At 68.9% G+C, this 23,246-nt stretch carries 24 protein-coding genes and 8 pseudogenes; 18 read left to right on the forward strand and 14 right to left on the reverse strand.

Going from position 1 to position 23,246, the window contains the following annotated elements; all coding sequences use genetic code 11:
* Nucleotides 1-880: 880 nt before the first annotated feature.
* The 3 genes and pseudogenes from OOK41_RS13520 to OOK41_RS13530 form a co-directional block, all read right to left on the reverse strand.
* Nucleotides 881-984: pseudogene (locus tag OOK41_RS13520) on the reverse strand (IS5/IS1182 family transposase); the annotation flags it as partial.
* A 353-nt stretch (nt 985-1,337) separates the two neighbouring features.
* Nucleotides 1,338-1,670: a hypothetical protein gene (locus OOK41_RS13525; RefSeq protein WP_266265021.1), complete on the reverse strand. Its 333-nt coding sequence runs from the start codon at nt 1,668-1,670 to the stop codon at nt 1,338-1,340.
* A 510-nt stretch (nt 1,671-2,180) separates the two neighbouring features.
* Nucleotides 2,181-2,438 (reverse strand): annotated as a pseudogene (locus tag OOK41_RS13530) (hypothetical protein); the annotation flags it as partial.
* A gap of 200 nt (nt 2,439-2,638) precedes the next feature.
* On the opposite strand from OOK41_RS13530, the gene OOK41_RS13535 reads away from it, so the two are divergent.
* From OOK41_RS13535 to OOK41_RS13545, 3 genes are all read left to right on the forward strand, one after another.
* Entirely contained in the window at nt 2,639-2,896 is a 258-nt protein-coding gene (locus OOK41_RS13535) for a GntR family transcriptional regulator (RefSeq protein ID WP_266265022.1), read from the forward strand.
* A 190-nt stretch (nt 2,897-3,086) separates the two neighbouring features.
* Nucleotides 3,087-3,470, forward strand: a complete 384-nt coding sequence (locus OOK41_RS13540) for a hypothetical protein (RefSeq protein ID WP_266265024.1) — start codon at nt 3,087-3,089, stop codon at nt 3,468-3,470.
* A 436-nt stretch (nt 3,471-3,906) separates the two neighbouring features.
* On the forward strand, nt 3,907-4,647 hold the full coding sequence (locus tag OOK41_RS13545) for a hypothetical protein (protein ID WP_266265027.1): 741 nt from the start codon (nt 3,907-3,909) through the stop codon (nt 4,645-4,647).
* Here the strand turns inward: OOK41_RS13545 and OOK41_RS31885 are convergent.
* The 4 genes and pseudogenes from OOK41_RS31885 to OOK41_RS13565 form a co-directional block, all read right to left on the reverse strand.
* Nucleotides 4,637-5,137 (reverse strand): annotated as a pseudogene (locus tag OOK41_RS31885) (metal-dependent hydrolase). The gene OOK41_RS13545 and the pseudogene OOK41_RS31885 overlap by 11 nt on opposite strands.
* 97 nt (nt 5,138-5,234) lie before the next feature.
* A complete protein-coding gene (locus tag OOK41_RS13555; protein WP_266265029.1) occupies nt 5,235-5,669 on the reverse strand; it encodes a hypothetical protein in 435 nt (144 codons plus the stop codon).
* Nucleotides 5,648-6,139 (reverse strand): winged helix-turn-helix domain-containing protein, encoded by a 492-nt coding sequence (locus tag OOK41_RS13560; RefSeq protein WP_266265030.1) that lies wholly within the window; start codon nt 6,137-6,139, stop codon nt 5,648-5,650. The genes OOK41_RS13555 and OOK41_RS13560 overlap by 22 nt, the downstream gene beginning before the upstream one ends.
* Before the next feature lie 180 nt (nt 6,140-6,319).
* A complete protein-coding gene (locus tag OOK41_RS13565) occupies nt 6,320-7,045 on the reverse strand; it encodes a GntR family transcriptional regulator (RefSeq protein ID WP_266265033.1) in 726 nt (241 codons plus the stop codon).
* A gap of 326 nt (nt 7,046-7,371) precedes the next feature.
* On the opposite strand from OOK41_RS13565, the pseudogene OOK41_RS13570 reads away from it, so the two are divergent.
* Both OOK41_RS13570 and OOK41_RS13575 read left to right on the forward strand, forming a co-directional pair.
* Nucleotides 7,372-8,399: pseudogene (locus tag OOK41_RS13570) on the forward strand (DUF5954 family protein).
* A pseudogene (locus OOK41_RS13575) lies at nt 8,378-8,980 on the forward strand (transposase); the annotation flags it as partial. The pseudogenes OOK41_RS13570 and OOK41_RS13575, both read left to right, overlap by 22 nt.
* Before the next feature lie 18 nt (nt 8,981-8,998).
* Here the strand turns inward: OOK41_RS13575 and OOK41_RS13580 are convergent.
* A complete protein-coding gene (locus tag OOK41_RS13580; protein WP_117673546.1) occupies nt 8,999-9,892 on the reverse strand; it encodes an IS5 family transposase in 894 nt (297 codons plus the stop codon).
* A gap of 278 nt (nt 9,893-10,170) precedes the next feature.
* Between OOK41_RS13580 and OOK41_RS13585 the strand changes: the two genes are divergently transcribed.
* Together OOK41_RS13585 and OOK41_RS13590 are read left to right on the forward strand one after the other, a co-directional pair.
* Nucleotides 10,171-11,424 carry an IS701 family transposase gene (locus tag OOK41_RS13585; RefSeq protein ID WP_266267818.1) on the forward strand — a complete coding sequence of 418 codons (1,254 nt, stop codon included), beginning with the start codon at nt 10,171-10,173 and terminating at the stop codon, nt 11,422-11,424.
* Nucleotides 11,357-12,080 (forward strand): annotated as a pseudogene (locus tag OOK41_RS13590) (IS256 family transposase); the annotation flags it as partial. The gene OOK41_RS13585 and the pseudogene OOK41_RS13590, both read left to right, overlap by 68 nt.
* A gap of 845 nt (nt 12,081-12,925) precedes the next feature.
* Here the strand turns inward: OOK41_RS13590 and OOK41_RS13595 are convergent.
* Entirely contained in the window at nt 12,926-14,245 is a 1,320-nt protein-coding gene (locus OOK41_RS13595) for a phage tail tip lysozyme (RefSeq protein WP_266265035.1), read from the reverse strand.
* A 23-nt stretch (nt 14,246-14,268) separates the two neighbouring features.
* Entirely contained in the window at nt 14,269-15,591 is a 1,323-nt protein-coding gene (locus OOK41_RS13600; RefSeq protein ID WP_266265037.1) for a M23 family metallopeptidase, read from the reverse strand.
* Nucleotides 15,592-15,776: 185 nt separating this feature from the next.
* On the opposite strand from OOK41_RS13600, the pseudogene OOK41_RS13605 reads away from it, so the two are divergent.
* From OOK41_RS13605 to OOK41_RS13625, 6 genes and pseudogenes are all read left to right on the forward strand, one after another.
* Nucleotides 15,777-15,917, forward strand: a pseudogene (locus tag OOK41_RS13605) (IS5/IS1182 family transposase); the annotation flags it as partial.
* Between the two features lie 5 nt (nt 15,918-15,922).
* A pseudogene (locus tag OOK41_RS31890) lies at nt 15,923-16,158 on the forward strand (DUF6244 family protein).
* A 213-nt stretch (nt 16,159-16,371) separates the two neighbouring features.
* Complete coding sequence (locus tag OOK41_RS13615; RefSeq protein WP_266265039.1) at nt 16,372-16,638, forward strand: DddA-like double-stranded DNA deaminase toxin; 267 nt, start codon at nt 16,372-16,374, stop codon at nt 16,636-16,638.
* Between the two features lie 397 nt (nt 16,639-17,035).
* Entirely contained in the window at nt 17,036-17,542 is a 507-nt protein-coding gene (locus OOK41_RS13620) for an ATP-binding cassette domain-containing protein (RefSeq protein WP_323136163.1), read from the forward strand.
* Nucleotides 17,514-17,711, forward strand: coding sequence for a hypothetical protein (locus OOK41_RS31895; RefSeq protein ID WP_323136164.1), 198 nt, complete (start codon nt 17,514-17,516; stop codon nt 17,709-17,711). Before OOK41_RS13620 ends, OOK41_RS31895 begins: the two co-directional genes overlap by 29 nt.
* Complete coding sequence (locus tag OOK41_RS13625; RefSeq protein ID WP_266265042.1) at nt 17,708-18,259, forward strand: hypothetical protein; 552 nt, start codon at nt 17,708-17,710, stop codon at nt 18,257-18,259. Before OOK41_RS31895 ends, OOK41_RS13625 begins: the two co-directional genes overlap by 4 nt.
* Nucleotides 18,260-18,279: 20 nt before the next feature.
* Here OOK41_RS13625 and OOK41_RS13630 read toward each other — a convergent pair whose 3' ends face one another.
* The 3 genes from OOK41_RS13630 to OOK41_RS13635 form a co-directional block, all read right to left on the reverse strand.
* Complete coding sequence (locus tag OOK41_RS13630; protein WP_266265044.1) at nt 18,280-18,411, reverse strand: hypothetical protein; 132 nt, start codon at nt 18,409-18,411, stop codon at nt 18,280-18,282.
* 71 nt (nt 18,412-18,482) lie between these two features.
* The gene (locus tag OOK41_RS32040) at nt 18,483-18,743 is read right to left on the reverse strand and encodes a transposase domain-containing protein (RefSeq protein ID WP_353962216.1); all 261 of its coding nucleotides are present in this window, start codon (nt 18,741-18,743) and stop codon (nt 18,483-18,485) included.
* Nucleotides 18,740-19,525, reverse strand: coding sequence for a pentapeptide repeat-containing protein (locus tag OOK41_RS13635; protein WP_266265046.1), 786 nt, complete (start codon nt 19,523-19,525; stop codon nt 18,740-18,742). Before OOK41_RS13635 ends, OOK41_RS32040 begins: the two co-directional genes overlap by 4 nt.
* 70 nt (nt 19,526-19,595) lie before the next feature.
* Here OOK41_RS13635 and OOK41_RS13640 point away from each other — a divergent pair, with 70 nt between their 5' ends.
* The 5 genes from OOK41_RS13640 to OOK41_RS13660 all read left to right on the forward strand — a co-directional run bounded on the left by OOK41_RS13640 (nt 19,596) and on the right by OOK41_RS13660 (nt 22,841).
* A complete protein-coding gene (locus tag OOK41_RS13640; protein ID WP_266265048.1) occupies nt 19,596-20,132 on the forward strand; it encodes a hypothetical protein in 537 nt (178 codons plus the stop codon).
* Nucleotides 20,068-21,030, forward strand: coding sequence for a hypothetical protein (locus tag OOK41_RS13645; RefSeq protein WP_266265050.1), 963 nt, complete (start codon nt 20,068-20,070; stop codon nt 21,028-21,030). The genes OOK41_RS13640 and OOK41_RS13645 overlap by 65 nt, the downstream gene beginning before the upstream one ends.
* Nucleotides 21,031-21,044: 14 nt before the next feature.
* Nucleotides 21,045-21,599 carry a TetR family transcriptional regulator C-terminal domain-containing protein gene (locus tag OOK41_RS13650; protein WP_266265052.1) on the forward strand — a complete coding sequence of 185 codons (555 nt, stop codon included), beginning with the start codon at nt 21,045-21,047 and terminating at the stop codon, nt 21,597-21,599.
* Nucleotides 21,600-21,679: 80 nt separating this feature from the next.
* Nucleotides 21,680-22,459, forward strand: a complete 780-nt coding sequence (locus tag OOK41_RS13655; protein WP_266265054.1) for an SDR family NAD(P)-dependent oxidoreductase — start codon at nt 21,680-21,682, stop codon at nt 22,457-22,459.
* Nucleotides 22,460-22,481: 22 nt separating this feature from the next.
* A complete protein-coding gene (locus tag OOK41_RS13660) occupies nt 22,482-22,841 on the forward strand; it encodes a nuclear transport factor 2 family protein (RefSeq protein ID WP_266265057.1) in 360 nt (119 codons plus the stop codon).
* A 90-nt stretch (nt 22,842-22,931) separates the two neighbouring features.
* On the opposite strand, the gene OOK41_RS13665 is transcribed toward OOK41_RS13660, so the two are convergent.
* On the reverse strand, nt 22,932-23,234 hold the full coding sequence (locus tag OOK41_RS13665) for a hypothetical protein (RefSeq protein WP_266265059.1): 303 nt from the start codon (nt 23,232-23,234) through the stop codon (nt 22,932-22,934).
* Between the last annotated feature and the right edge of the window lie 12 nt (nt 23,235-23,246).

Genomic DNA, 23,246 nt, shown 5'->3' on the forward strand with positions numbered 1-23,246 from the left:
GTCCGAAAACTGGAGGCTGAAGTGAGCAAAGCAAGGCTAACCCTGCGACTGATGGTCACCTCCGGACTGCTTGCCGCAGGAGCAATCTTGCCTGCATCAGCAGCCTACGCCGTCCCAAGCGGTTGCTCGGACGGTGCCTCCGGGAACGGATGGACGGCCTACTGCTCTTCGGGCACCGGCTCGTTCCGCGCATTCGCACGGTGCTACAACGCTGCAGGTACGAGTTACGTCACTCGCTACGGCCTCTGGAAAGCCGCCGGCAGTTCTCCGTCGACGGCGACCTGCACCAGCAGTGAGCAGGTCGGCGGCGGCGGCATCGAGAAGATATGACGCCCGGCAGGTCCCTGCGGCGCTACTGTAAGTAGAGAACAACACTTGTCGCACTTATGTGCGGGCTCCATAGGTTGGAGCCCGCACATAAAATTGTTGGTGATGGGCTATCGGTTATTCCACACAAGTGTGATCAATAGGGCGACACCAGCAAGAGCGAAAGCGCAGGCACTGAGAATGCGCCGACTCTGCCGAAGTTGCACACCGCGATTCATTGCCGAGTATAGAATCCGCTTTGAATTAGGCTGCCGCCCGACGTTCGCGCGGTCACGCAGGCCCTCACGAATGAGTGCCTCAATCTCGTCGTACATCGACACCCCCAATGTCCAGTCGAAAGCTAGCTACCTTGCCAGATGCCATAAGTGCGTCCTCTCTCTCGACACGACTAAAGATTTGCGCCTGGGGTTGGCGCCGGTCCCCTTACTCCCAGCAACCAAGACCGCCTCAGGTTTGCGCGTTGGCCACAGTCAGAAGACGCGTGCAGACCCGCCGCACGTTGACAAGGCAACAGGTCCGGCCGGGAGCGACAGTTGCAAGGTCTTGTGGTGGCACCGATCGCGAACCCGGCGGCGAGGCGGGATCGCGTGCCGCCGTTGCGCAGGTGGGCCAGGACCAGCGGCGCCTGTCGTCTGGGTTCAGACGTCGCCACCTGCTCGGCGCTGGGTTCGATGGCTACAGCGTAGTGTGTTCAGACTTTCTTTACTTGGTCAAGGGCGGGCCTGCGGCCCGCCGCCGTGCCCGCGCCGGGGCGCGCGTGCGGCCGGCGGCCGGTCACGCCCCGGCGCACGGCGTACCAAGAGGAGCGGGTGACAGCCGCAGCCGCCGGAGGCGGGGCACCCGAGATACCGGAGTGCGCGCAGCTCCCGAACGCCGACCGCGACAGCTACCGCGAGGGCGGCCGATCGGACAAGCCCATCGGGGTACCCCGGCGCTAGCTAATGGCACTTCGGTCAGAGCCTCGCTGCCCGCTGGCAGGCCGGTAGCGGTGCAGCAGCGATCGCCCCGCCCTAGCGGGCGGTCTTGTTGCGGATGGGCCGCGGGTACCGGAAGGCGCCCAGCAGGGCGGTGACGAGGCCAGCCACCAGCAGAATCCGGATCACGTTGAACACCACCGTGTCGCCCGTGGAGTGAGGCGGGAAGACGTCCTTGACGAGCCAGCCCACGCCCAGCCCCAGCCCCAGGCAGGCGTGCATCGCGGCCCGCAGGCGCGGCAAGGGCTGCGGACGGCCGAAGATCCGGGGCACCGCCGTGCCGCCACGGCTCCTGGCGAGCAGCACGGCGGCGACGGCCAGGCTGGACGCGGCGACCACGACGGCCAAAACCTGGTCCACGAATCCCATGGGGCCACACGCTATCGCACGGATGCCCGCGACCGGGATCAGCTGAAGTTGAACGCCGCGTAGTCGATTGACGCGGCCGGCAAGCCCATCCGGCGGAAGGCGCGGGACAGCATCCGGGTCATGCGTGACGGGCCAGCCGCTACCGCCGACGCGGGACAGTTCGTCCATCAACCGGCATCTACATAACGAACCCGGGCTGTCCTACCTACTACCAGAACGGACGCCGCCGGAGTCTGGCTCCGAGAATGACGCGCAGTGGAGAGCCGGCAAGCCCCAAGCATGGGGGCGGCGCCCGCAGTGCCGAGCAGGCGACCCCCTGTGCCAGCTCCCACCGAAGTCCAGGTCAAGTCAAACCCTGCACCTGGGAAGGGGGTGGGGGCCGCCGTGGTCGGGACCGTCGTCCAGGAGCCGACTTTGTGGCCGGTCCCGGTCAGGTCAAGGGCGCTGCTGTGGCGGTGTCCGCCGGGTGCCGGGCCGTGACACGAGAGCCGAGTCCGACCCCGGGTACCCATCAGAGCGACGGACACGCTTGAGGCCCGCCAGTCGTACGTAGATCTCTCGCTTAGCAATGGCGTGGCCCTAGCCGTCGAGTTGGTAGCCGGTCACCCACACCCAGCCCGGGTAGTTGGGCTTCGGGCACACCGAGATCACTCGGAAGATGAAGGCCGGCTGTCTCGCGAACTGCACCGACGCCTCTCGGCTGACCAGCAGCTCTTCATCCGGCGCCGGGGGCCGGAGGTGGGCCGCGGCCCGTGCGTCAGGAGACATGACCTTCCTCCCTCCGGTGGCCCTGCCCCGGCCGGTTCGAAGGAGACCGGCCGGGGCAGGGGGTACCGCCGTGCCGAGGCGAGTTCGGGTCTCCACGACCAGCACAGCGGGATGGCGGCACCGTACCAACGCTGGTATACCTACGTCTAGCTACGTAGAAGGTCGAGGACGCTCGTGTCGCGACTTCTACCGTCAGACGTATGGAGGCCGACCCGGACGCCCGCATCGACCACGGCGCACCGCTGCCGCCCTACCGTCAACTGGCCGGCATCCTTGTAGCCCGAATTCGTCGCGGCGACTGGCAGCCAAACAGGGCCATCCCGTCCGAGGCGCAGCTCGTCGGGGAGTACGGCCTTGCTCGGGCGACCGTCCGCCGTGCGATCGCTGTGCTGGTGGACCAGGGCACGCTGTTCGTGGTGCCGCAACGAGGGACGTTCGTCAAGCCAGAGGGTGAATAGCCTTCGATGTCCGCCCATGATCATCGGGCACAGAACCGGCACAACTGAGCCCGAAAGCGGGTGTCAAACGTCGTGAATCGCTGAGGACTCCCGCCCTGGTCAGAGGCCGGATCTGCCCGATTCCGGATGATCTCCACGCGGCCCACGGCATTAGGCGGACCTGACCCCCGACCGGTTCGTTGAACAGGCCATGACGGATCAGGTGCACCACCTGCTGGACAACCCGACGCGGTACTACGAGGTGCTGGGACGAGTCATGTCCGCCCTGCGCGAGACCGGCGCGCTCAACGGCGCCACCCACCTCGACTGGTGGCCTGGCAACGGTGGACGGACATGGGAAATCGAGTGGCAGGGCGGACCCTTCCCGGCCGAGGCTGCCGCGAGACTGCTGGGAGTGCCGGAAGCCGGTGCCGGCGACGACGGGACCGAGCACGCGGTACGCGGCCTGGTCGCTCCGGGCCGGGGCAGCCAGGAGCGCGCGCACCTGGTCGTGCTCGACGTGCCGGTGAACCTGCGCGCCATCGACCCGATCGGCGTCAGCCAGGTCTGGGCGACCCTTACGGTCACGCGGTGACCGGCCAGGGGGAGGCCCCCCACCACCGGGATCGGCTCAGCGGCGGGGCGGTGTCCGGACACCTCGCAAACGTGCGCGCGAACCGCACACCCGCCAACCCATAAGACGTGCCAACCCCGGCATCCCCAGGGAGGTGGCCGAAACCCTCAGCGGCCCCACCGACGTCCCCGGCGACGCGCCCGACGTCAACGAGCACTAGGCGCCCGTGCTGCCGGGTGGGGGCGGCTGAGCGGCGGGGGTTAGCGCCTCGGGGCCCTGTACGAAACTCCGTCCCCCGCCGATGACTCTGGGGAATCACCGGGTGCCCACGGCCCCGGTGCGCACGTGCGGACCACAAAACGCGCGCGCGAGCACCCTGTCTGCGCGCGGACTGACGCCCGGTGCCCGGGAGTCCGGGTGGGGTGGCCACGGAGACGGCGTACGCGGCTGCAGGACGGTGCTCGCCGCCAACCGTGGTGGCGCCGGTGGCGAGGACGTTGACGACGACGGGCCGCGCTGGCTGAGCGAGAGTGAGCGCGAGGAACTGGCCGAGCCCGTCGTGCGGGTCCTGCTCGCGATGTCGCAGTTCCGTGCCGAGAAACCGGGCGGCGGCCGGTTCCGGTTCGCGCAGCAGCACCTGCCCGCCGACCTCGACGAGCGGGTCACGCACACGGCCGTGCGGCTGGCTTGCGACCGCGCCGACGAGGCGGCCCGCCAGCGGTACGCCGACATCGACGGCCACTACGATCAGCTCGCCGCGGACCTGCTTACCGACCCGGCATACCAGCGGGCCGGGTCGGCAGCCGCCCGCAAGCAGGCCGCCGAACGGTTCCTCACCACCTGGGCCGACGGATGGTCTCCGCCCCCGGTCGCCCGTGAGGAGCTCTACGCCCGCGCCCAGCGACTGGCCACGCCCACCGGCGCTGTACTGACTTGGCGCTACCCGAAGCTGCTACTGGTGCTTGCTGACGTAGGCGAAGAAGAACAGCATCAGGATCAAGCCGAACCAGAAGTTTCAGATCGAGTTCAGGCGGTAGTAGCCGCGTACCGGCTTCCCGCCTCGCTTGTGGGGACTGACGAACGGCATGACGCCTCCGTGATCGGATCGCTACTGAACGACACGACTGGATATCACACGGTGCCGACAACGTCCCCCACCGAAGATCAGCGGCGGGGCTGCTGGTCAGCTACGGAGTGATCAGGGTCCACGCGCTGACCACGCCCAGCAGCATCAGAGCGGGCACGACCAGCAGCAGCTCGGCCGCCGAGCCGGTGCGGAAGCGCAGCGGGGCCCACATGCCCAGCGCCGCCCACCGGCAGCCCCGGATCCGGACCGGCCCGGTGACCGCCCCGGCCTGCGCAGCAGCCGCAGGAGGCCCCTCGCAGCGCTGCCGCCCCCGACGCCGTGCCCCGGGCGATCAGACGGGTCACCGGACCCAACGACCGGGCGACGACCGACCCGGGATGGTCGATGTCCGGCAGCAACGCCCCACCGGCGGTGACCGCCGCACCGACCACCACCGTGCCCACCACAGGCCGCGCCCCCAACCCCGCAGCCAGCGCGCAACCGGCCAGCCACACCACCGCTCCGGACAACGCGTGAGACCGCCCCATCACCGCCGCGCCACCACCCTTCCTCCACCCGCGAACACGAAACGTGAACGAAGCATCGCAGGGAGCACAGACATGTGGGGCCCGCATGGGGTGAGGGTGGAGAGTTTCCCGTGAGCGCCGGAATCGATACCTGGCAGGCCACCTCGCCCGGCTCGGTCTGCTCACCCAGCTTCACCGGCAAACAACCGACCCCAGTTGGTCAGCGTCGGGGGCGCCTCTTCCACGGGCGGGGCCGGCGATGTTGAGGCTGGTGGCGAGTGGGCCGAGCGGGAGGTTGTCCCAGACGCACACGATCGGGCCGCCGAGCTGCTGGTGAGCGGCATCCAGCAGGGCGATGTAGTCGCGTTCGCTGAAGCTGCGGCGCTCGTTCTTGCGACCGCGGTGCACGATCGTTCGGTAGATCAACCGGGACCGCTGCCCGGGCCGGTAACAGGTCAACCCGGCGATCGAGACGCGGCCGGAGCCCTTGCCCGACACCGGAACCACGGGGGTACGCCCGCGTCGTCCCCAGGTGCGTGCCTTCGGAGGGCGCAACGTCTGACCAGCCTCGTCCTCGAAGACCAGCCATGCCTGCCGCTGCGCCGCTACCGCTTTCCCGCCGGCCACGTCTCCCGCCGCCAGGTGGTGATCGCGGCTTCGTCACGCTCGACCGCACGATGCGCGGGGACCTGCACCGACCAGCCCAGCCGGTACATGATGTTCGCCGTGCCACGCAGCGTGTACCGGACACGGAACATCCGGGCGATCAGGTCCGACACCCGCGCCAGGGTCCACCGCTGATCAGTGCCGAAGCCGTGCGCCGCCGGACCCTCCTCCAGGGCATCGGCCAGCCGCCGCAGCCGGCCCTCATCCAGGCGGCACCGAGACCCACCCGGCCCCTTCGAGGCCAGGGCCTGCTCACCACCGGCCCGCCACCGCTTACGCCACCCGTACACCGCCGTCTGCGACACCCGCAGCCGGCGGGCGACCTCCGGCACCGACACATCCTGGGCGAACCACCCGGCAGCCTGGTGTCGTACCGCCTCACGCTTCGCCCGCCCCCGCGCGGACAACCCACCTCCATCGGGATACCTCATCCCATCGATCTACCCCAGCCCAAGGCCATCACACAGACCACATCGGACGAACCTGGCTATTCAAGATCTGTAGTGCGGTCGGATGAGTGGGGGTCTATCGAGTCACGGCCGGCGGTGCTGGCCCGCGGCCGGTTAGCCCCTGGTGTGTTGGCCTGCCGCTGTCGGCAGGGCTCGTGGACGTCAGGGCAGCGCGTAGGTGTCTTTGATCTCGTGGCGGCTGCCCGGCATCACGAGGACCGACGTCATGATCGGGTTTCCGGATGCCTGGTGGACGGTGATGACGACGCTCAGCACCGACTCGTCGGCCGGCACCTCCAGGGCCTCAGCCTCGACTTCGCTCACCCGCCGTGCGGTCAATCGTTCGGTGGCGTAGTCGGCTCGTAGGCACTTGTGGCGGGCGATGACGTCGAGCAGGCCACCGGGAATCGGGGCCGGCTTGGTGATGTCGGTGCCGACCGCGATGTCCACCGGCACGAACGTGGTCACCAGGTCCACCGGCCCCGCCTCCGAGACGGTCCGGCGGCGCCGCTCGTAGACCGGCGTGCCCTCCGGGATCTCCAGCTCCGCAGCGATGCGTGGCGGGGCGAGCACGGGGCCGACGTGCAGGATCTCCGTTTCCCCGGTCTCGTCCAGCTCGACCGCGTCGCGGGCGTAGTCGGGCGAGGTGCGGCCGGAGGCGGGCCGGCCGCGTACGAAGCTGCCCTTGCCCTGCTGCGACTCGATCCAGCCGTCCTGCTTGAGGATGCCCAGCGCCTTGAGCACCGTCGGGCGGGACACCCCGAACTCCGTACAGAGCTGGTTCTCCGACGGCAGAGCCGCACCGGGCGCGTAGTCGCCGTCGTCGATGCGCTTCCGCAGCGTGTTCAACACGCGCAGGTACTTCGGCGTCGGAATCTCGTACGCCATCGCGGACCATCCCACCTATGAAGGCAGCGTAAATGACAGCAGCTTAAGAGTTGTGTGCATGACAAGACAAGCCAGCTGAGCCGATGGTGAGATGCGACCGATACTCCGGCCCGCGCTCACGGCATGAAGCGACACCGGCACCACCAAGCCTCGATTCTTAGTCGACGGCGTGCGGCGGCTGGCCCGGGCGGCATACGGCTTGTCGCCACGCTTTCCGGGCCCGCGTCGACGCCTGCCCGCCGGTCACCGGCCGCGGACACGCTGCCTCCGCTGCCCGGGGTGAGTTCCGGAGTGGTCACACAATGGCTGCTATTGGTGACGAGGAGATGTCAACGTCGGTGGTCTTGCGCGTGCAGCGGCGTGACGACCCGGTTGGTGCTGTCACGGAGTGCGACGCGGCGCGGCGGGCTGAGCTGTATCCGCGGCTTCGGGTCGGTGCTGCGTTGTTCGGGCACGCTGTGCAGGCCGAGGGCGGACGATGGCGGGTGTGTGCGGTGGTGTCGGATGCGCCGCAGGCGGCGCGGGACTTCCTCGCGCATCAGTTGCGGGAACTGCTGGACGTGACCAAGGACGTCGGGCTGGCTGCGGAGTTGACCGTGGTGGTCGAGGTGTTGGACCGGGAGAAGCGCGACGTGGTGACGGTCGCCGGACGGGAGCATCGGATCGTGCGGGTGGACACGTTCGCGCGGTTCGGTGTGGATGGCCCCGAACCGCCTCGGCCTACGGACCGGGATCCCCGCGACGCCGAGGACCATGACAGCTTCCTTGACGACGAGATCGTTGCCGATCCAGAAGCGGTGACCGGAGTTAATGAGGCGATGTTGCGGGTCGAGCTGATGACGGCGCACTATCCGCGCGCGCAGGTGCCCGCCGATGTGTACGCCGACAGCGTCGCCGCCGTCACCTCCTACCCTTTCGGGGTGGTTCTCCCAGCCCGTTACGCTGCCGCTGAGTGCGTCGGCGGGTCGTGGCGGCCGTACAGTCGGCGGTGGCCACACCTCAGCTGGCGCGTGACGAGATCGCCTTCGGCCTGCGCTACATCGAGCCGCACCTGCTGAGTCTCACCGACGAGCAGACGGCCGTCCTACAGCAGGCCGCCGACGAGCTAGACGCCAATCCCGTTGACGACCTGACCGTGCTCGGGCGCCGCTTCCGGGTGACTCGCATCGAAACCATGCTGCGCATGTCCGGTGGTGGTCCGGAGGGGCCACGCGGGTTGCGTCCACGGGAGTGGTGTACGACTTGCCCGTGTTGGGCGTGTTGCGTAGATGAGAGACGGCCACCGCGCGATCCTTCGAGACGGCTAAGTCGAACGAAGGAGAGTGATGCGCGATGGCCGCATCTGAGAGTGTGAGCCCTGTTGAGTTGCTGTGCGAGCAGATCGCGGGCGCGTCGCCTGATGTGTTGCAGGCGATGATCAAAACGTTCGCGCAGGCGGTGATGTCCGCTGAGGCCGACGCGATCTGCGGCGCCGCGTATCGGCAGCGCAGCGACGAGCGGGTCAACTCCCGCAACGGCTACCGGCCGAGAGAGTGGGACACCCGCGCCGGCACGATCGATCTGGCGATCCCGAAGCTGCGGCAGGGCAGCTACTTCCCGGACTGGCTGCTGACGCACCGCCGGCGGGCGGAACAGGCCCTGGTCTCGGTGGTGGCCACGAGTTACCTGCTGGGTGTATCGACGCGTCGGGTGGAGAAGCTGGTCGAGCAACTCGGTATCCGGCAGCTGTCGAAGTCGCAGGTGTCGGAGATGGCCACGCACCTGGACGTGCAGGTCGAGGCGTTCCGCAACCGGCCTCTCGACTCAGGGCACTACACGTTCGTGTGGATGGACGCGCTGACGATGAAGGTCCGCGAAGCAGGGCGCACCGTCAACGTCCACGCCCTGATCGCGGTCGGTGTCAACGCCGACGGCCAACGCGAAGTGTTGGGCCTAGGCCGTGTTTGGTAAGGGTCATAGCCATTGGTTGATCGCGGCGATGGTGATGGTGGCTTCGTAACGGACGGCGAGTTTGTCGTACCTGGTGGCCATGGCGCGGTGTTGTTTGAGCTGGTTGATGCCGCACTCGACGGCGTGACGCTGCCGGTAGACGACCGGATCGAACGCGGGCGGTCGGCCGCCTTTGGATCCCTTGGCCTTACGGTGGGCGTCCTGGTCGGCTTTGCTCGGGATGCACGCCTTGATCCCGCGAGCGCGGAGGTGACCACGGTTGCCTTTGCTGGTGTACGCCTTGTCAGCGAGGACCTGGTCCGGGCGAGTCCGCGGCCGGCCACCGCCGACCCGCTTCACGCGGATCTTGCGCAGGACCGGGATGAACTGCGGGCTGTCACCGCGCTGCCCGCCGGTGATCACCATTGCCAGGGGTTTGCGGCCCTGCTCGCACGCCAGATGCGTCTTGGTGGTCAGCCCGCCCCGGGACCGGCCCAGCCCATGATCGGCGGGTTCGGTCCGCAGCCCGCCCGGCGGTTCCTTCTGCAGGTGGCCGTCGCGGCGGGCGCCGGCCGCGTGCTGGTGCGCTCGGCTGACCGTCGAGTCGACGCTCACTGTCCAGTCGATTCTCCCGGCGGCGTCGGCGTCAGTTTGCAACTCGGCCAGGATCTTCGCCCAGGTGCCGTCGCGCTGCCAGCGCCGGAACCAGTCGTACAGGGTCTGCCAGGGTGGGTACGCTCCGGGCACGTCGCGCCACGGGGTTCCCGTGCGCACTCGCCACCGGATCCCGTCGATGATCTGCCGTTTGGTCCACTTGGGCGGTCGTCCCTTGCCCGAGCTGGCAGGCAGAGCGGGCTCCAGCACCGCCCACTGCGCGTCGGTGAGATCGTGCCGCCTCGTCGCCGCTACGCTGGGCACGAGGTCTCCGGTCGGTCTTCGGTTTGCTTGGTCGCTAACCGATCTACCGGAGACCTCAACCTTTATCGATCACCGCCACGCCGAAACCTCACGCCGACCCCTTACCAAACACGGCCTAGTACTCCAACGTCATTTTGGTTCGGCGTTGGGCGTGGCGTGCGCATGAGGACGGCCACCGCGTTGATCATCGATGGTTTGTGAAGACAAACGAAGATCATGCGGTGGCCGCGTGCCACAGCGTAGACCCCGACCGGTGGCGGGTCATCCTGGACGAGGCGGTGGCGCGTGTCGCCGGCAGGTTCGCCCGGGCGGAACCGCGTGCGACCGCCGGGCAGTTCGTGGAAGGGTTGCTCTCGGGTCTGGAACGCAAAACCTGCTGGTCCCTCGCGGAGCGGGCTGGTCACGCCGATCCGCAGGCGATGCAACGGCTGCTGCGCACGGCGGTGTGGGACGCCGACGCCGTCCGCGACGACGTACGCGCCTGGCTGGTCGAGCGGCTCGGCCACCCCGACGGGGTGCTCGTCGTCGACGAGACCGGGTTCCTGAAGAAGGGCGGGTGTTCGGTCGGGGTGCAGCGGCAGTACACCGGCACCGCCGGCCGGGTGGAGAACGCCCAGGTCGGGGTGTTCCTGGCCTACGTCACCGGGCACGGGCGGGCGATGATCGACCGCAGGCTCTACCTACCGCAGACGACCTGGTGCCAACAGCCGCAGCGTCTCGTCGCCGCCGGCGTTCCCGACGAAGTCGGGTTCGCCACGAAACCGGCCCTGGCCCGGCAGATGATCGCCGCCGCACTGGACGCCGACGTCCCGGTCGGGTGGGTGACCGGCGACGAGGTCTACGGCGCTGACCCCGGCCTACGCGCCGACCTGGAACATCGCAGGATCGGCTACGTCCTGGCAGTCGGCTGCGACCGACGCGTGCACGTCAACGACGGCCGCACCCTGATCCGTGTCGACGACCTCGCCGACGGGATCCCCACCACCAGCTGGCAGCCGCACAGCTGCGGGCCTGGAGCGAAAGGCCCCCGCGACTACCTATGGGCGTGGATCACCACCGCCACCACACCCGGTGAGCACCGGTGGCTACTCATCCGCCGCAACCACACCACCGCAGAGCTGGCCTACTACCTGTGCTGGTCACCCCGCCCGGCGCCACTACACACCCTCGTCAGGGCGGCCGGCTCCCGCTGGAGCATCGAGGAGCTGTTCCAGACCGGCAAAGGCCAGGTCGGCCTGGACCACTACCAGGTCCGCGGCTGGACCGGCTGGCAGCGGTTCGTCACCCTCGCCATGCTCGCACTGGCCGTCCTGACCATCCTCGCCGCGCAACAGCCCTGCCCCGAGCCCGAGACCATCGCGCTGACCGTCGCCGAGATCCGCCGACTCCTCAACACCTTCGTCCTCGCCATACCGCTACTCCCAGCGCACACCCTGCACTGGTCGATCTGGCGGCGAACATCCCAAGCCCGAGCCCGCCGGTCCCACTACCAGCGCAGACTCGCTCACCACATCAGCCCAAAGATCAAGTGACGTTGGAGTACTAGACGTCGCCTCCGACGAGGACGGCGCCGGCTGGTTGGCGTTCCTGCGCTCATTGACCGCCCGCGGCCTGTCCGGCGTCCGTCTGGTCATCTCCGACGCCCATGCCGGCCTAGTGCAGGCGATCGGCGCCGCCCTGCCGGGTGCCTCCTGGCAACGCTGCCGCACCCACTACCTGCGCAATCTGCTCACCAAAGTCCCGAAGTCGGCGCAGCCGTGGATCGCGACCCTGGTGCGCACGATCTTCGACCAGCCCGACGCCGATGCCGTCCGCGCCCAGTTCCAGCGGGTCGTGGCCACGATCGAGGCGAAGTTCCCAGCCGCCGCCGAGCACCTCGATGCCGCCCGCGACGACCTCCTCGCCTTCACCGGCTTCCCCCCGCGAGATCTGGCGCCAGGTCTGGTCGAATAATCCGCAGGAACGGCTGAACAAGGAGATCCGCCGCCGCACCGACGTCGTCGGGATCTTCCCCAACCGACCAGCGATCATCCGACTCGTCGGCGCCGTCCTGGCCGAACAAACCGACGAGTGGACCGAAGGCCGCCGCTACATGGGCCTGGAACTCCTCACCAAAGCCCGCCTGATCACCGTCGACACCGACCAACACGACACCGACCAGCCCGACCCCGCCCCGATCGCCGCATAGCATCAGACCGGATCCCGCGATGGCCGTCTCTTACACCACACGCGCGGACGCGACCCCGTCGGTGCTGGGGCCACCCGGTGCCTTCCCTGTGACGACGGCGGAACGTGCTGGCCGCGCACTGGCCGAGCCGCCAGCGCTTGCCGGCCTGCCGGCACCAGCGGCAGAGGCGGGCGATCGGGCCGGCGCTGGCCCTACCGCCGCCGGCGGCCGGTGGTAGCCGTGGCCCTCGCAACACCAGCAGTCCCCTACCTCGACGAGAACGGCGAGCGTCCGGGCACGATCCCTGCGTCACCCGCTCGCGGGTGACCCTCATTGCGACAAGGCGGCGACCAGCGAGGGGCAGGTCAACAGGGCTCACACTCTCAGATGCGGCCATCGCGTCCTCTTCTCCTTCTCTGACTTGGTCGTCTTGAAGGACCGACGCGATGGCCGTCTCTCATCTACGCAACACGCCCATCACGGGCAAGTCGCACACCACTTTCCTGGACGCAACCTCGCGAATGCTCTACGAACGCCAGGCGCTCACCCGTCCGGTCCGCGCCGCAGCACTGTGTCTACTCGCCGAACAGCCCAACCTGCTCGTGCGCACCGGCGTCACAGACCGCCTTCACCGGCGCGCATGGACGTCATTTTTCCGTACACCGACCGCAGCGGTGTGTCACGGCACGACGTCCTCACCATCGATGCGAGCACCGGCGCCCTATCGCGCGGGCCGGTCCGGCATCGGCATGACATCCGGCCTGGACCCTGTCCGGCAGGGGTTCCGTGCTGGTCCAGGGATGCCGCCCTCGCGGAACGCCGGGCCGCTTGCCGGAGGCACCCCGTCACTGAGGTGCCGTTCGGCGTCAGCGGCTGTAGAGGATCTTGGTGCCTCCCGCGTTGACGGCGGAGACGGAGTTGACCCCGGACAGGTTGGGCACCTGCAGGTTCCGCCAGCCCGCGTTGCTCGCCGCCTCGTGCACGCGGCCGTTGTTGACCGTGTAGACGATTCTCGTGCCGTCCGCCAACGAGATGGCGGACAGACCGCTCCCGTAGATGGGGCTACCGTTGTACCCCACGGCATACGGCGTCCAGTTGCCGCTTCCGGCCTCCCACACCGCGCCGGCGCGGATCGTGTACAGCACCGTGCCGCCGTTATAGGGAATGGCCGACAGCGCCGACACACCACTCAACGTGGGCACTCGCAGGTTTCGCCAGCCGGCGTTGCTACCCGCCTCGTACACGTAGCCGTCCCGCATCGTGTAGACGATCCGCGTGCCGTCGGCCCGCAGCACCGCGCTAACCGCGTCCGCGTAGATCGGGCTTCCGTTGTATCCCACCGCGTACGGCCGCCAGTCGACGCTGGACGACTCCCACACCGCGCCCGCGCGGATCGTGTAGAGAATGGTCCCGCCGTTGAAGGCAATCGCCGACACGGCTGAGACGTTGTCGAGGTTCGGCACCCGCAGGTTCCGCCACCCGGCGTTGCTCGCCGCCTCGTACACGTACCCGTCACGCACCGAGTAGATGATCTTCGTGCCGTCCGCGCGCAGGACCGCGCTCACCTTCGACGCCACGATCGAGGCCACCGGAAGCGGCTGCCAGCCGGAGTTGTCCGCTGTCTCGTGCACCTGCGTGTTCGACGCGGGCGGGGTCGTGCCCGCGTACTGGTTGTAGTAGTTCGTCGCGTAGCTAATCCGCGTTGACTCGTGACAGGTTCCGCAGCGCTCGTAAAGGTCCTGGAACGCGACGGTCGCGTCGGCAATCGTGCTCGACGCCCGCAACTGCGCCAGCCCGTAGCCCGAGATGTTCGTCAGCTCCCACCAGATGAAGCCGAGCTGCGCGTCCAGGCTCCACACGTTCTGGCCGGTCACCGCCGCGTACCAGGTCGCGTTGGCGTTCGCGGTCGTGTCCCAGCGGCCGCCGGTGCTCCACTGCGCGATCCCGCGGCCAGGGCCGCCGGGCTCCTGCGCCAGCGGGTTGATGTTGGACTCCTGCGCTAGGTTGCCCAGAACGCCTGCGGTCTGTTCCGCGGTGAGTCCCTTGCCGACGAAGAAGTCCCACGCGGTCCTGGGGTTGTCGGCGGCGCGTGCCTCACCGGGGAAGCCGATCCCGGATACGACGATGAGCCCTGCTAGGGCCAGCAGACCAACGCGCCGCAGTAGCGCGTTCGGCAAACGATTCATGGTGTTTCCCACTCGTCTCGGTGTCACCGGGTGTAGAGGATTTCCGTGCCGCTGGTGTAGATGGCGGAGACGGCACCGACTCCGCCTAGGTTGGGCACCCGAAGGTTCCGCCATCCCGCGTTGCTTGCCGCCTCGAACACCGCGCCGTCGCGCACCGTGTAGACGATCCGCGTGCCGTCGGGCCGGTGAAGCGCGCTGACCGCATTCGCGTAGATGGGACTTCCGTTGTACCCCACGGCGTACAGCCGCCAGTCGACGCTGGAGGCCTCCCACAAGGCGCCCGCGCGGATCGTGTAGAGCGTCGTGATCCCGTTGCGGGAGATGGCCGACACGACGGCCACACCGTCCAGGTTGGGTACCCGCAGGTTCCGCCATCCCGCGTTGCTTGCCGCCTCGAACACCGCGCCGTCGCGCACGGTATAGACGATCCGTGTGCCGTCGGACCGCAGCACCGCGCTGACCGCGTCCGCGTAGATCGGACTTCCGTTGTACCCAACGCAGAACGGAACCCAGTCACCGCTCGCGCATTCCCACAACGCGCCCGACCGGATCGTGTAGAGCACGACCCCGCTGCCGACCGCGATCGCCGAAATCGCCGACACGCCGGCCAGGTTGGGCACGCGCACGTTGCGCCAACCCGCGTTACTCGCCGCCTCGTACACGTACCCGTCACGCACCGAGTAGATGATCTTCGTGCCGTCCGCGCGCAGGACCGCGCTCACCTTCGACGCCACGATCGAGGCCACCGGAAGCGGCTGCCAGCCGGAGTTGTGCGCCGTCTCGAACACCTGCGTGTCCCCCGCGGGCGCGTCACCGCCAAGGAACGCCAACGGGTTGATGCGCGTGCCGGAGGAGTCGTTCATGTGCCAGTGCAGGTGCGGGCCGGTCGAGGAGCCCGAGCCCGGCGCGCCCGGGTAGCCGCCGGACAACCCGACGATGGCGCCCATCGCGACCCGGGTGCCGTTCGCCACGACGAACCCGGACAGGTGCAGGTACTGGGTTTTGTAGCCGTTGTCGTGGTGGATGACCGCCGTGTAGCCGCCGGTGCCGTTGTCGGGGTCGTTGTAGACCACACCGCCGCCCGCCGCAGGCAGCCGGGTGCCGACGGGCATGCCATAGTCGATCCCGCCGAGCGAGCCGCGGGCCAGGTGCCCCTCCCACGTCTCGGTCATCGGGTACCCCGTAAAGGGATTGTAGAACCCGGGCACGGCCGCGGCCGCCACCCCAGTCCCCACGGTCACCCCCGCGACGGCGACCGCGCCCGCTGTCGCCGTCACACGCAAGAAAGTCCGCCTATCGATCCCGTCCATGCCCACCACCTGCGTCTCACTGCGTTCACGGATCATCCGGGGACGAACATAGGAAGCGACAATCTGCGATACATCAGTTGTTCGACCGATGGCCGATCGACGCAACGACGGGTGCGCCATCCGGGACCTGCCTGGTCCGCGACACCCTCCGCCCTCCCGCCACTCACCGTCGAGAGTGACGGCGCGGCGATCATCGCCGCCGGGGACATCGCCGTCGGCTCGCTGGACAGCGCGGAGACAGCCCGCAGTTCATCACCGTGCTGGAGCGGATCAAGGTGTACCGGCTCGCCGGCGGCCGACCCCGCACTCGTCCCGACCTAATGCTGGCCGACAAGGCGTACACCAGCCGCGGCAACCGCTCACGCCCCTGGTCGCCGCCCTCGCCGCTGCCGATGGGGCGGTCGAGGCGGCGGCAGCGGGCATCGAGGAAGCACGGCGACTCGTCACCGCGGCATTGCAGGGTGGGAACCCGGACCGACACTGGCCCGCCTGCAGCAGGTCGGACAGGGACTTGCCGCGGTCAGGGCCCGAGGAGGCGAGGCCCGCCATCACGTCGAAGCGGCGCTCGATCAGGCCCGGCAGGTCGGTGACCTGGGAAAATGACCACGGGCGGCGGCGTCAGCCGACCGCCCGGCACGAGCGACACCTCCTCGAGCCCAACCCAGGTGCCGGCCGAAACGGATCGGTTGCCCGGCTGGTTGACGGAGGCCGCCCGCGACCTGCCCGGACGGCGAGCGAAAGACCCCACGTCCGGTGTGGCGCTGATCAACGGCGAACGAGTGCCCATGAAGTCGGGCCCGCGATCCCGCCGCCGCCGTGGACCTCAAGCCGGCCTACAAGCTCATCGCCACCACGACCGATCACCTGGAGGCCAAGCTCGCCGCCCGGATGCGCCGCGAACAGGCAACGTACGCGGTCGTGTTGACCAACAACGCGCCGTGTGACTACGAGCCCTACGGCTGCGAGAGGATCCTCTCGCGGCTCCTGCCGTCCGGTGCGCAGTTGACCGTGTACGTACGCGACGATGACGGGCAGGTACGTCTGTGGCGTACCTACACCGGCAACGGAAAGGCCATCGCATGAAAGGTGACGTGGGCATACGACCGGGGCGACCACCGCGACAACCACGAGGTCGGCCTGAGCGACCCCGCCGCCCTGAGCGCCGTACTGCATGAGATCCACCAGGCCGGAGAGCCCGTCGCGGTCACCATCTTCAGCCAAGCGACCGACGGGATACGAGGAGGTGCTGACCACGACGGCGGGGAAGTTGAACGTGACGGTTCCCGCGGTGATCTCCTACCGGTCGTACCTGGTCGCCGAGTACGCCCCGATGCCCCGATGACGCGGGCCGGATGGGGGCGTCGCGTAGAGCGTCACCGGGCGGAACATGGTTGCGGCACTTCTGGCTGCTCTGCGGGTGCTATGGAGCGCATGGCTGGCATCGCCTGCGTCGTGAGCAACTTCGGGGGTGGTCTTCGGGATGGGCATCGGTCTGGGTGCTGACGTTGTCTCGAGCGACGGTCTGACTTACACGGTCGGCCAGACGGTTGCCGTGCGCGAGGTCAGCGTGCGGGTGGCCGGGGGCGAGGTCGTAGCGATCACGGGCCCGTCCGGTTCGGGCAAATCCACTCTGCTGTTCCTGCTCGCGGGAGTGCTGCGCCCCGACAGGGGGTCGGTGCGTCTCAACGGCGTCGACCTCGGCGCGGTCAGTGACCGCGCCCGGGCCGGTTTGCGGCTGCGCCCGTGCGGCTTCGTGATGCAGTTCGGTGAGCTGATAGCGGAGCTGACGCTGGTCGAGAACGTGGAGCTGCCGTTGCGCCTGACCGGCATGTCCGCCAGAAAGGCCCGCGCCACCGCGGACGGCCTGTTGGCCCGCCTCGGCCTCGACGGTGAGCGGAATCGCACACCGTCGCGCGTGTCCGGTGGGCAGGCTCAGCGGGCCGCCATCGCGCGCGCTCGTGCACCGGCCGAGTGTCGTCTTCGCTGACGAGCCGACCGGCGCGCTGGACTCCCACTCGGCCGCGCAGTCGATGTCAGCGCTGCTCGACCTGGCTCGCGCTGGCGGCAGCGCGCTCATCCTGGTCACCCACGCCGCCGAGGTCGCCGCCACGGCCGACCGGGTCCTGACGATGCGAGACGGCGTGCTGCAAACGTGAGCTACCTGCCGTTCGTGCGGTTGGGGTTGCGGCTGTGCCGCGGCGGCGGCGCCGCTGGGCTGGTCCGCCTGGTGCTGCAGGCGGCAGCGGTCGCCTTCGGCGCGTTCGTGCTCCTGGCGACCCTCGCTGCGCCGGGTGTCGCCGAACGGCAGGACGGCCGGATCGGTGATCGGGAGCATGTCCTGGCGACGTCCGCCGGCCCGCCGGGGTGTCTCAAGCTGCGCACCGTCGAGGACAACATCGGCACCCGCCCGTTACACCGGGTCGCCGTGTGGAACACCACCGCGCGATCGCCTTGGCCGCCCGGCGTGCCAGTGTGGCCAGCGGCTGGTGAGATCGTCGTGTCACCGGCCCTGGCAGAACTCATCGGCGACGACGTACGCGCTACCGCGAGGTTCCCGCAGCGTGTCGTCGGCGTTGTTGACCCCGCCGGCCTGGTCGCGCCGGACGAACTGTTGGCCTACGTCGGTGTGCCCGCTGCCGAAGCGGACCGGGCGGGCGGCACGCTAGTGGGTGGCTTGGGCTTGGCGTCTGCGGCGCCATCGTGACCAGTACAGGGCTTGACGCATCACGGCGTGTCCTGGGGTTGACCCGGTCGCCCCGCTGCGGCGATCGGGTCGGCGACCCGGGTGAACAGCAACCATAACGGCTCGACCCCGAGCCGGGCCCGCGCCTTGGTGATCGACCCGGACCAGGCCACGTCCGCCTCATCCGGCCCGGCCCCAGCCCAGCCCGTCGATCAACTGCCGCAGCGCTTTCTCGTAGCCGTGCTCACGCCACAACCGCATCCCCAGGGTGAAGTACGTGGTCGGTCCGGGCCGGCAACGACCGTTTTCGCTGCTCCCGAGCCTGCGCCTCATCGATCACTGCGTCCACCAACTCCGGCGGAAACGTTTGGTCAAAACCTCGATCACCACCCGATCGGGCAAACGATTCCGCGCTGCCCCGACGATACGAGTCACCCCAGCCGCAGGGTAGATCGTAATCTACTGTGGACCTAAGGAAGCGGCGTTGGGCTATGGGCGGGCTCAGCGGGTCAGTTTCGGATCGTGTCTGAACGTGGCCGACCGCAGGCCCTCGGTGACGTTATAGATTTTCTCGGTGAACCAGGCGTGGTGCTCGAAGGTCGCCGAGTTGAAGGCGGCGGGGCCGTCGAAAGTCGCCTCCTGAAACGTGGCGGTTGCCCCGAAGTTTGTCGACGTGAAGTCGGCGGTAGACCGGAAGGACACCTCACCGAATCGGGTGAACTCCTTGAAGGCCACCCCCTCGAACGAAACCGCGCCCTCGAAGGTCGCCCGGTCGAAGGCGGCCATGCCGGTGAAGGTCGCCCCCTTGAACGAGACCCTGTCCTCGAAGGTCGCGTCCTGGAAGCCCCCATAGGTCTCGAAGGTCGCCCCCTCGAAGGAGGCTGGCCACGCGAAGGTCGCCGCCTCGAACCAGCCTTTGCCCTGGAAGGTCGCCGCGTCGAACACGGCGTTACCGTCGAAGGCCATCGAGTCGAACCAGGCGGTGCATTCGAAGACCGCCGCCGTGAACTGAGCGTCGCCGATGCCGGGCTCCCCGTCGCGCAGGGCATCGAGCAGGGACTCCCAGAGACGGTCTTCGAACGTGGTGCCGCGCAGGTCGAGGTTCGCGCGGGGGCTCAGGTCGTCCAGGTATGCGCGGCGGTCGGCGCGGGTCAGGTGGGTGAGGCAGGCCGTGTGGCCGGGGATATGTATGCCCCGGCAGCCGACCGGATCCTGCTCGCTGGAACCGTGGCCGCAGTGCGGCCAAGGCGGCGCGGTCGGGGACGGGTTGGGACGTGGATGCGTCATGGGGGCCTTCCGGATCCGGGTCGGTGGGGTGAGGTCGGAAGGACGATAGTAGGGGGCCGTGCCGAGGGGCTTGTACGCACTCAGACAGGCATTCGACCGTACGACGGCCCGGGAGGCCGATCGGCTCGTCGGGGAGGGACGGCAGGCGGACGCCTGGGCGATGCTGCCCCGGTTGACCTTCCCGGCCGCGCTGGACGTGGCCGTCCGGCTCGCCGGAAGCGACTGGACCCCGCCGGACGGCGGCTCCGACCTGCTCGACCGGGCACTGCCCGCCGCCCGGCTCGGCCCCGAGGCGCTCGGGCCGTCCCTTTCCGGCACGCCCCGCCCGCTGCCGCCGGTGCCCGGCCCGGGATCCGTCTCCGGGCTCTCCTTCGCCCCGGACGCCCCGCTGCTCGCCGTCGGGCGGCACGCGCAGGGGACGGAAATCTGGACCACCGGCACCCCGAGCCTGGTCACGCGCCTGCCCGCGCCGGACCCCGCCACCGACCCGCCCACCGCGGCGACGTCTTCGGGCGCGCGGAACACCTCTTTCCGTACGCCACGTGCTCTGCCTGCCCCGGCGGCGGGTGCTGGCCGCCGTCGGGCCGGCCGGCGGCCCGTACCGTGATCTCCTGCTCGCCGAGGCCGGCGGCTGGCGGCGGCTGAGCCGCCTGCCGGACGACGTCGTCGCGTTGCTCCGGCTTCCCGACGGGGCCTGCGCGGCGGTGACCGCCCAGGGCGGGACGTGGATCCACGCCGACGACGGGTCCAGCCACCGGGGCGCCGCGCTCGACCTGCCGGACGACGCGGTCCCGGTGTGGGGCGCGACCGGCTCGCCGGACGGCCGGCTCGTCGCCACCTGGTCGCACACCACGGCGACGCTGGTCGACCGGCGCACCGGGGAACTCGTCGCCGCAGCCGCGCCGCTGGAGCCGCTGCCCGGCGGGGACGCCACGGTCACGATCCGCCCGAGCCCCGCCCTGCCCGACCTGAGGTACGACCTGGCCGCGGGCCGGATCGCCCATCTCGACTTCCTGCAGGACGGCGACGGGTTGCTCGCCGGCACGATCGACGGCGCGGTACGGCTACTCGGCCCGGACTTCGGGGCCCGTGGCACGCTCACGTCGCACCAGCGGTTCCCGGTGGTGCTGGCCGCCCCGGCGGGCCGGATCGTCGTCAGCGCGAAGGACGGCGTCACCCGGGTCCACCCCTGGCCGACGGCCGGGGTCGACGGCACGGCGGTCGAGCTGCGCCCGGCGCCCGGGGACCCGCGCGGGCGGATCGCGATGTCGCCCCGGGGGCTGGCTGCTCGCCGTCGCGCAGGACGGCGGGGACAGTCCGGTGGGCGCCCCCACCGACGCCGGCACGGTGTGCCGGTGGGACCTGACGCCGATGGCGCTGGCCCCGCTGGTGCGCAAGCCGCTCGCCGAGGCGGCCGACGACGACGTGGCCGCCGTGCGAGAGGCCCGCGACGCCGCCCGGCTTTACGACGCCGACGAGCCGACCCACCTCGCACTGCAAGATGAAGGTGGTACAGGAGATGCTGGGGCACTCGTCGTACGCGCTCACTGCGAAGACGTACACAGCCGTTCTGCCAGAGCTGGCATTGGAAGCGGCTGAGGCGACTGCCCGTCTGGTCTCTCGTCGGGGCACCAAGCGCCCTCCCGGGCTCACCTCGGGATCGCTCGCTTTGGATCGCTACCGCGAGCAGCAGGCCGTTCAAGTCGATCAGGCACTCGAAGGCCCCGGTTCCGTCAAGGAGCGCATCGCCGCCGCGTTCGAGCTCTTGATCGAAATGAACTTCGCCGACTCCGATCGACGCGGGTGCCTCGCGGTGAACACTGCGGCGGAGCTTGCAGGCTTCGATGAGGATGCGACCGAGCGAGTGCGCGCCATGTTCGAGCGCACTACTCACACCTTTCTCGATGGCATCCGCGTCGGGCAGGCATCCGGCGAGATCTCTCGCGATCTCGACGCGGAAGCGCTCGCGAACCATCTCCTCACCACCCTTGTCGGAATACAGCTGCTCTCGAAGACGAGCCGCGACCCCGAGCTCATGAAGCGTTCAGCGCAACTCGCGCTCGCACCCTTTTAAGCCCCAAGGCCAACTCCCCGCCAATTAGCCTTTTCACGCCTTCATTCTGTACCTGTAAGTCGAATAAAGGAGACCTGCACATGGAACTCGATCTGTCAGGAAACGTAGCGCTCGTGACGGGCGCGAGCCGGGGCATCGGACTCGCAGCCGTCTGCGCCCTGCAGCGGGAAGGCGCCACGGTCGCAGCCGTCGCGCGCGCCGCGAGCCCGGATCTTGAGGCGACGGGTGCGACGATCGTCTGCGCCGATCTCGCGTCGCCGGACGGCGCCGACGAAGTCATTGCAGCAGTCGAGCGCGCGCATGGGCGGCTCGATCTGCTCGTGAACAATGTCGGCGGTGGCGCCCGCCTGTCGCTGGCCCCGTTCGGGCAGCTCGAGGATGCCGATTGGCAGGACGCGTGGGAGACGAATGCGATGTCCACGATCCGCGCAACCCGCACCGCACTGCCGCTCCTCGCACGACACGGAGGCGCGATCGTGAACGTCTCCTCGATCGGGGCGCGTAAGCCGGACGGCCCGCCGCTCGCGTACAACGTCGCGAAAGCCGCCCTCACGGCGTTCAGCGGCGCCGCCGCCGAACTCGCCGCATCCGGGATCAGGATCAACACCGTGTCGCCCGGCCCGACCCGCACCGCGATGTGGGAATCCGAAACCGGGCTCGGTGGAAAGCTCGCAGCGGCCCTCGGCGCGCCGATCGAAGCGATCGTCGCCGGCACCCCCGAACAAGTCACCATGGTGACGGGCAGACTCTCCGAACCCGAGGAAGTTGCCGACCTGATCTGCTTCCTGCTCTCCGACCGCGCAGCCAACATCACCGGCGCCGACTACCTCATCGACGGCGGCGCAATCCGCACCGTCTGACCCCAGAAAGGAAACCCCACTCATGACCGCATCCACCCTGGTCGACCGCTACTTCGACGCCTGGGCGACCACCGACACCGCGCACCGCCACGAACTCGTGACGTCGATCTTCGCTGAGAACGCCACCCATCACGCCGCGCCGGCGAACGTTACTTTCACCGGACGCGAGGAGATCGAGGCGAACATCACCCGCGTGAACAACGAGAATCTGGTCAAAGCCGGACTCTCCTTCGCTCCCGGCGATTTCCGCGAGAACCATAACAGTGTTCAGCTCGAATGGACCGTCAATACGCCCGACGGCACAACCATCGCACGCGGCCGAGACTTCCTTCTCCTGAATCCGGAGGGTCAGATCGAGAAGCTCTACATGTTCAACGGGTGACCGAACGATGGGTCATCCTCCGCGATCAGTTCAGACGTGGACGAAGCGGTACAGGAGGCGCTACCTCGTACTTCCGATGCTGCGGGGGTACTAATTGGCACGGCGCGTGGACCGGGCGGTCAGGCGGAGGAGGATCTGGGCGGAAAGAGCTGCCATCGCGCAGGCGAGCGCCGTCGTGACAACGCTGCGCATCCAGCTGGCCGGTTGGGTTTGGGAGCCGATGATGTAGACCGAGATGGAGAACGCGATCAGTCCGAGCAGGGCGACGAGGAGGTGGAACAGTCGGAGCGTTGTGGCGTGTTTTGTCGCAGTATCGTCGTCGGCGTTTCGATCGAGGAAGAGCGAAATGAAAAGCATCGGGACGACCTGGACGGCCGTGAGAAAGAGGTCCATGTGCTTTGTCCC

This window comes from Micromonospora sp. NBC_01655 (genome assembly GCF_026339755.1).
Classification (GTDB): domain Bacteria; phylum Actinomycetota; class Actinomycetes; order Mycobacteriales; family Micromonosporaceae; genus Micromonospora.

What these genes read in the sequence shown, in the direction of transcription:
- OOK41_RS13650 (WP_266265052.1), top strand. Translation starts at nt 21,045, where the DNA reads ATGCTGGGGCACTCGTCGTACGCGCTCACTGCGAAGACGTACACAGCC.
- OOK41_RS13535 (WP_266265022.1), top strand. Translation starts at nt 2,639, where the DNA reads ATGGAGGCCGACCCGGACGCCCGCATCGACCACGGCGCACCGCTGCCG.
- OOK41_RS13620 (WP_323136163.1), top strand. Translation starts at nt 17,036, where the DNA reads ATGGGCATCGGTCTGGGTGCTGACGTTGTCTCGAGCGACGGTCTGACT.
- OOK41_RS13635 (WP_266265046.1), bottom strand. Translation starts at nt 19,525, where the DNA reads ATGACGCATCCACGTCCCAACCCGTCCCCGACCGCGCCGCCTTGGCCG.
- OOK41_RS13595 (WP_266265035.1), bottom strand. Translation starts at nt 14,245, where the DNA reads ATGAATCGTTTGCCGAACGCGCTACTGCGGCGCGTTGGTCTGCTGGCC.
- OOK41_RS13655 (WP_266265054.1), top strand. Translation starts at nt 21,680, where the DNA reads ATGGAACTCGATCTGTCAGGAAACGTAGCGCTCGTGACGGGCGCGAGC.
- OOK41_RS13525 (WP_266265021.1), bottom strand. Translation starts at nt 1,670, where the DNA reads ATGGGATTCGTGGACCAGGTTTTGGCCGTCGTGGTCGCCGCGTCCAGC.
- OOK41_RS13660 (WP_266265057.1), top strand. Translation starts at nt 22,482, where the DNA reads ATGACCGCATCCACCCTGGTCGACCGCTACTTCGACGCCTGGGCGACC.
- OOK41_RS13560 (WP_266265030.1), bottom strand. Translation starts at nt 6,139, where the DNA reads ATGAGGTATCCCGATGGAGGTGGGTTGTCCGCGCGGGGGCGGGCGAAG.
- OOK41_RS13540 (WP_266265024.1), top strand. Translation starts at nt 3,087, where the DNA reads ATGACGGATCAGGTGCACCACCTGCTGGACAACCCGACGCGGTACTAC.
- OOK41_RS13665 (WP_266265059.1), bottom strand. Translation starts at nt 23,234, where the DNA reads ATGGACCTCTTTCTCACGGCCGTCCAGGTCGTCCCGATGCTTTTCATT.
- OOK41_RS13565 (WP_266265033.1), bottom strand. Translation starts at nt 7,045, where the DNA reads ATGGCGTACGAGATTCCGACGCCGAAGTACCTGCGCGTGTTGAACACG.
- OOK41_RS13600 (WP_266265037.1), bottom strand. Translation starts at nt 15,591, where the DNA reads ATGATCCGTGAACGCAGTGAGACGCAGGTGGTGGGCATGGACGGGATC.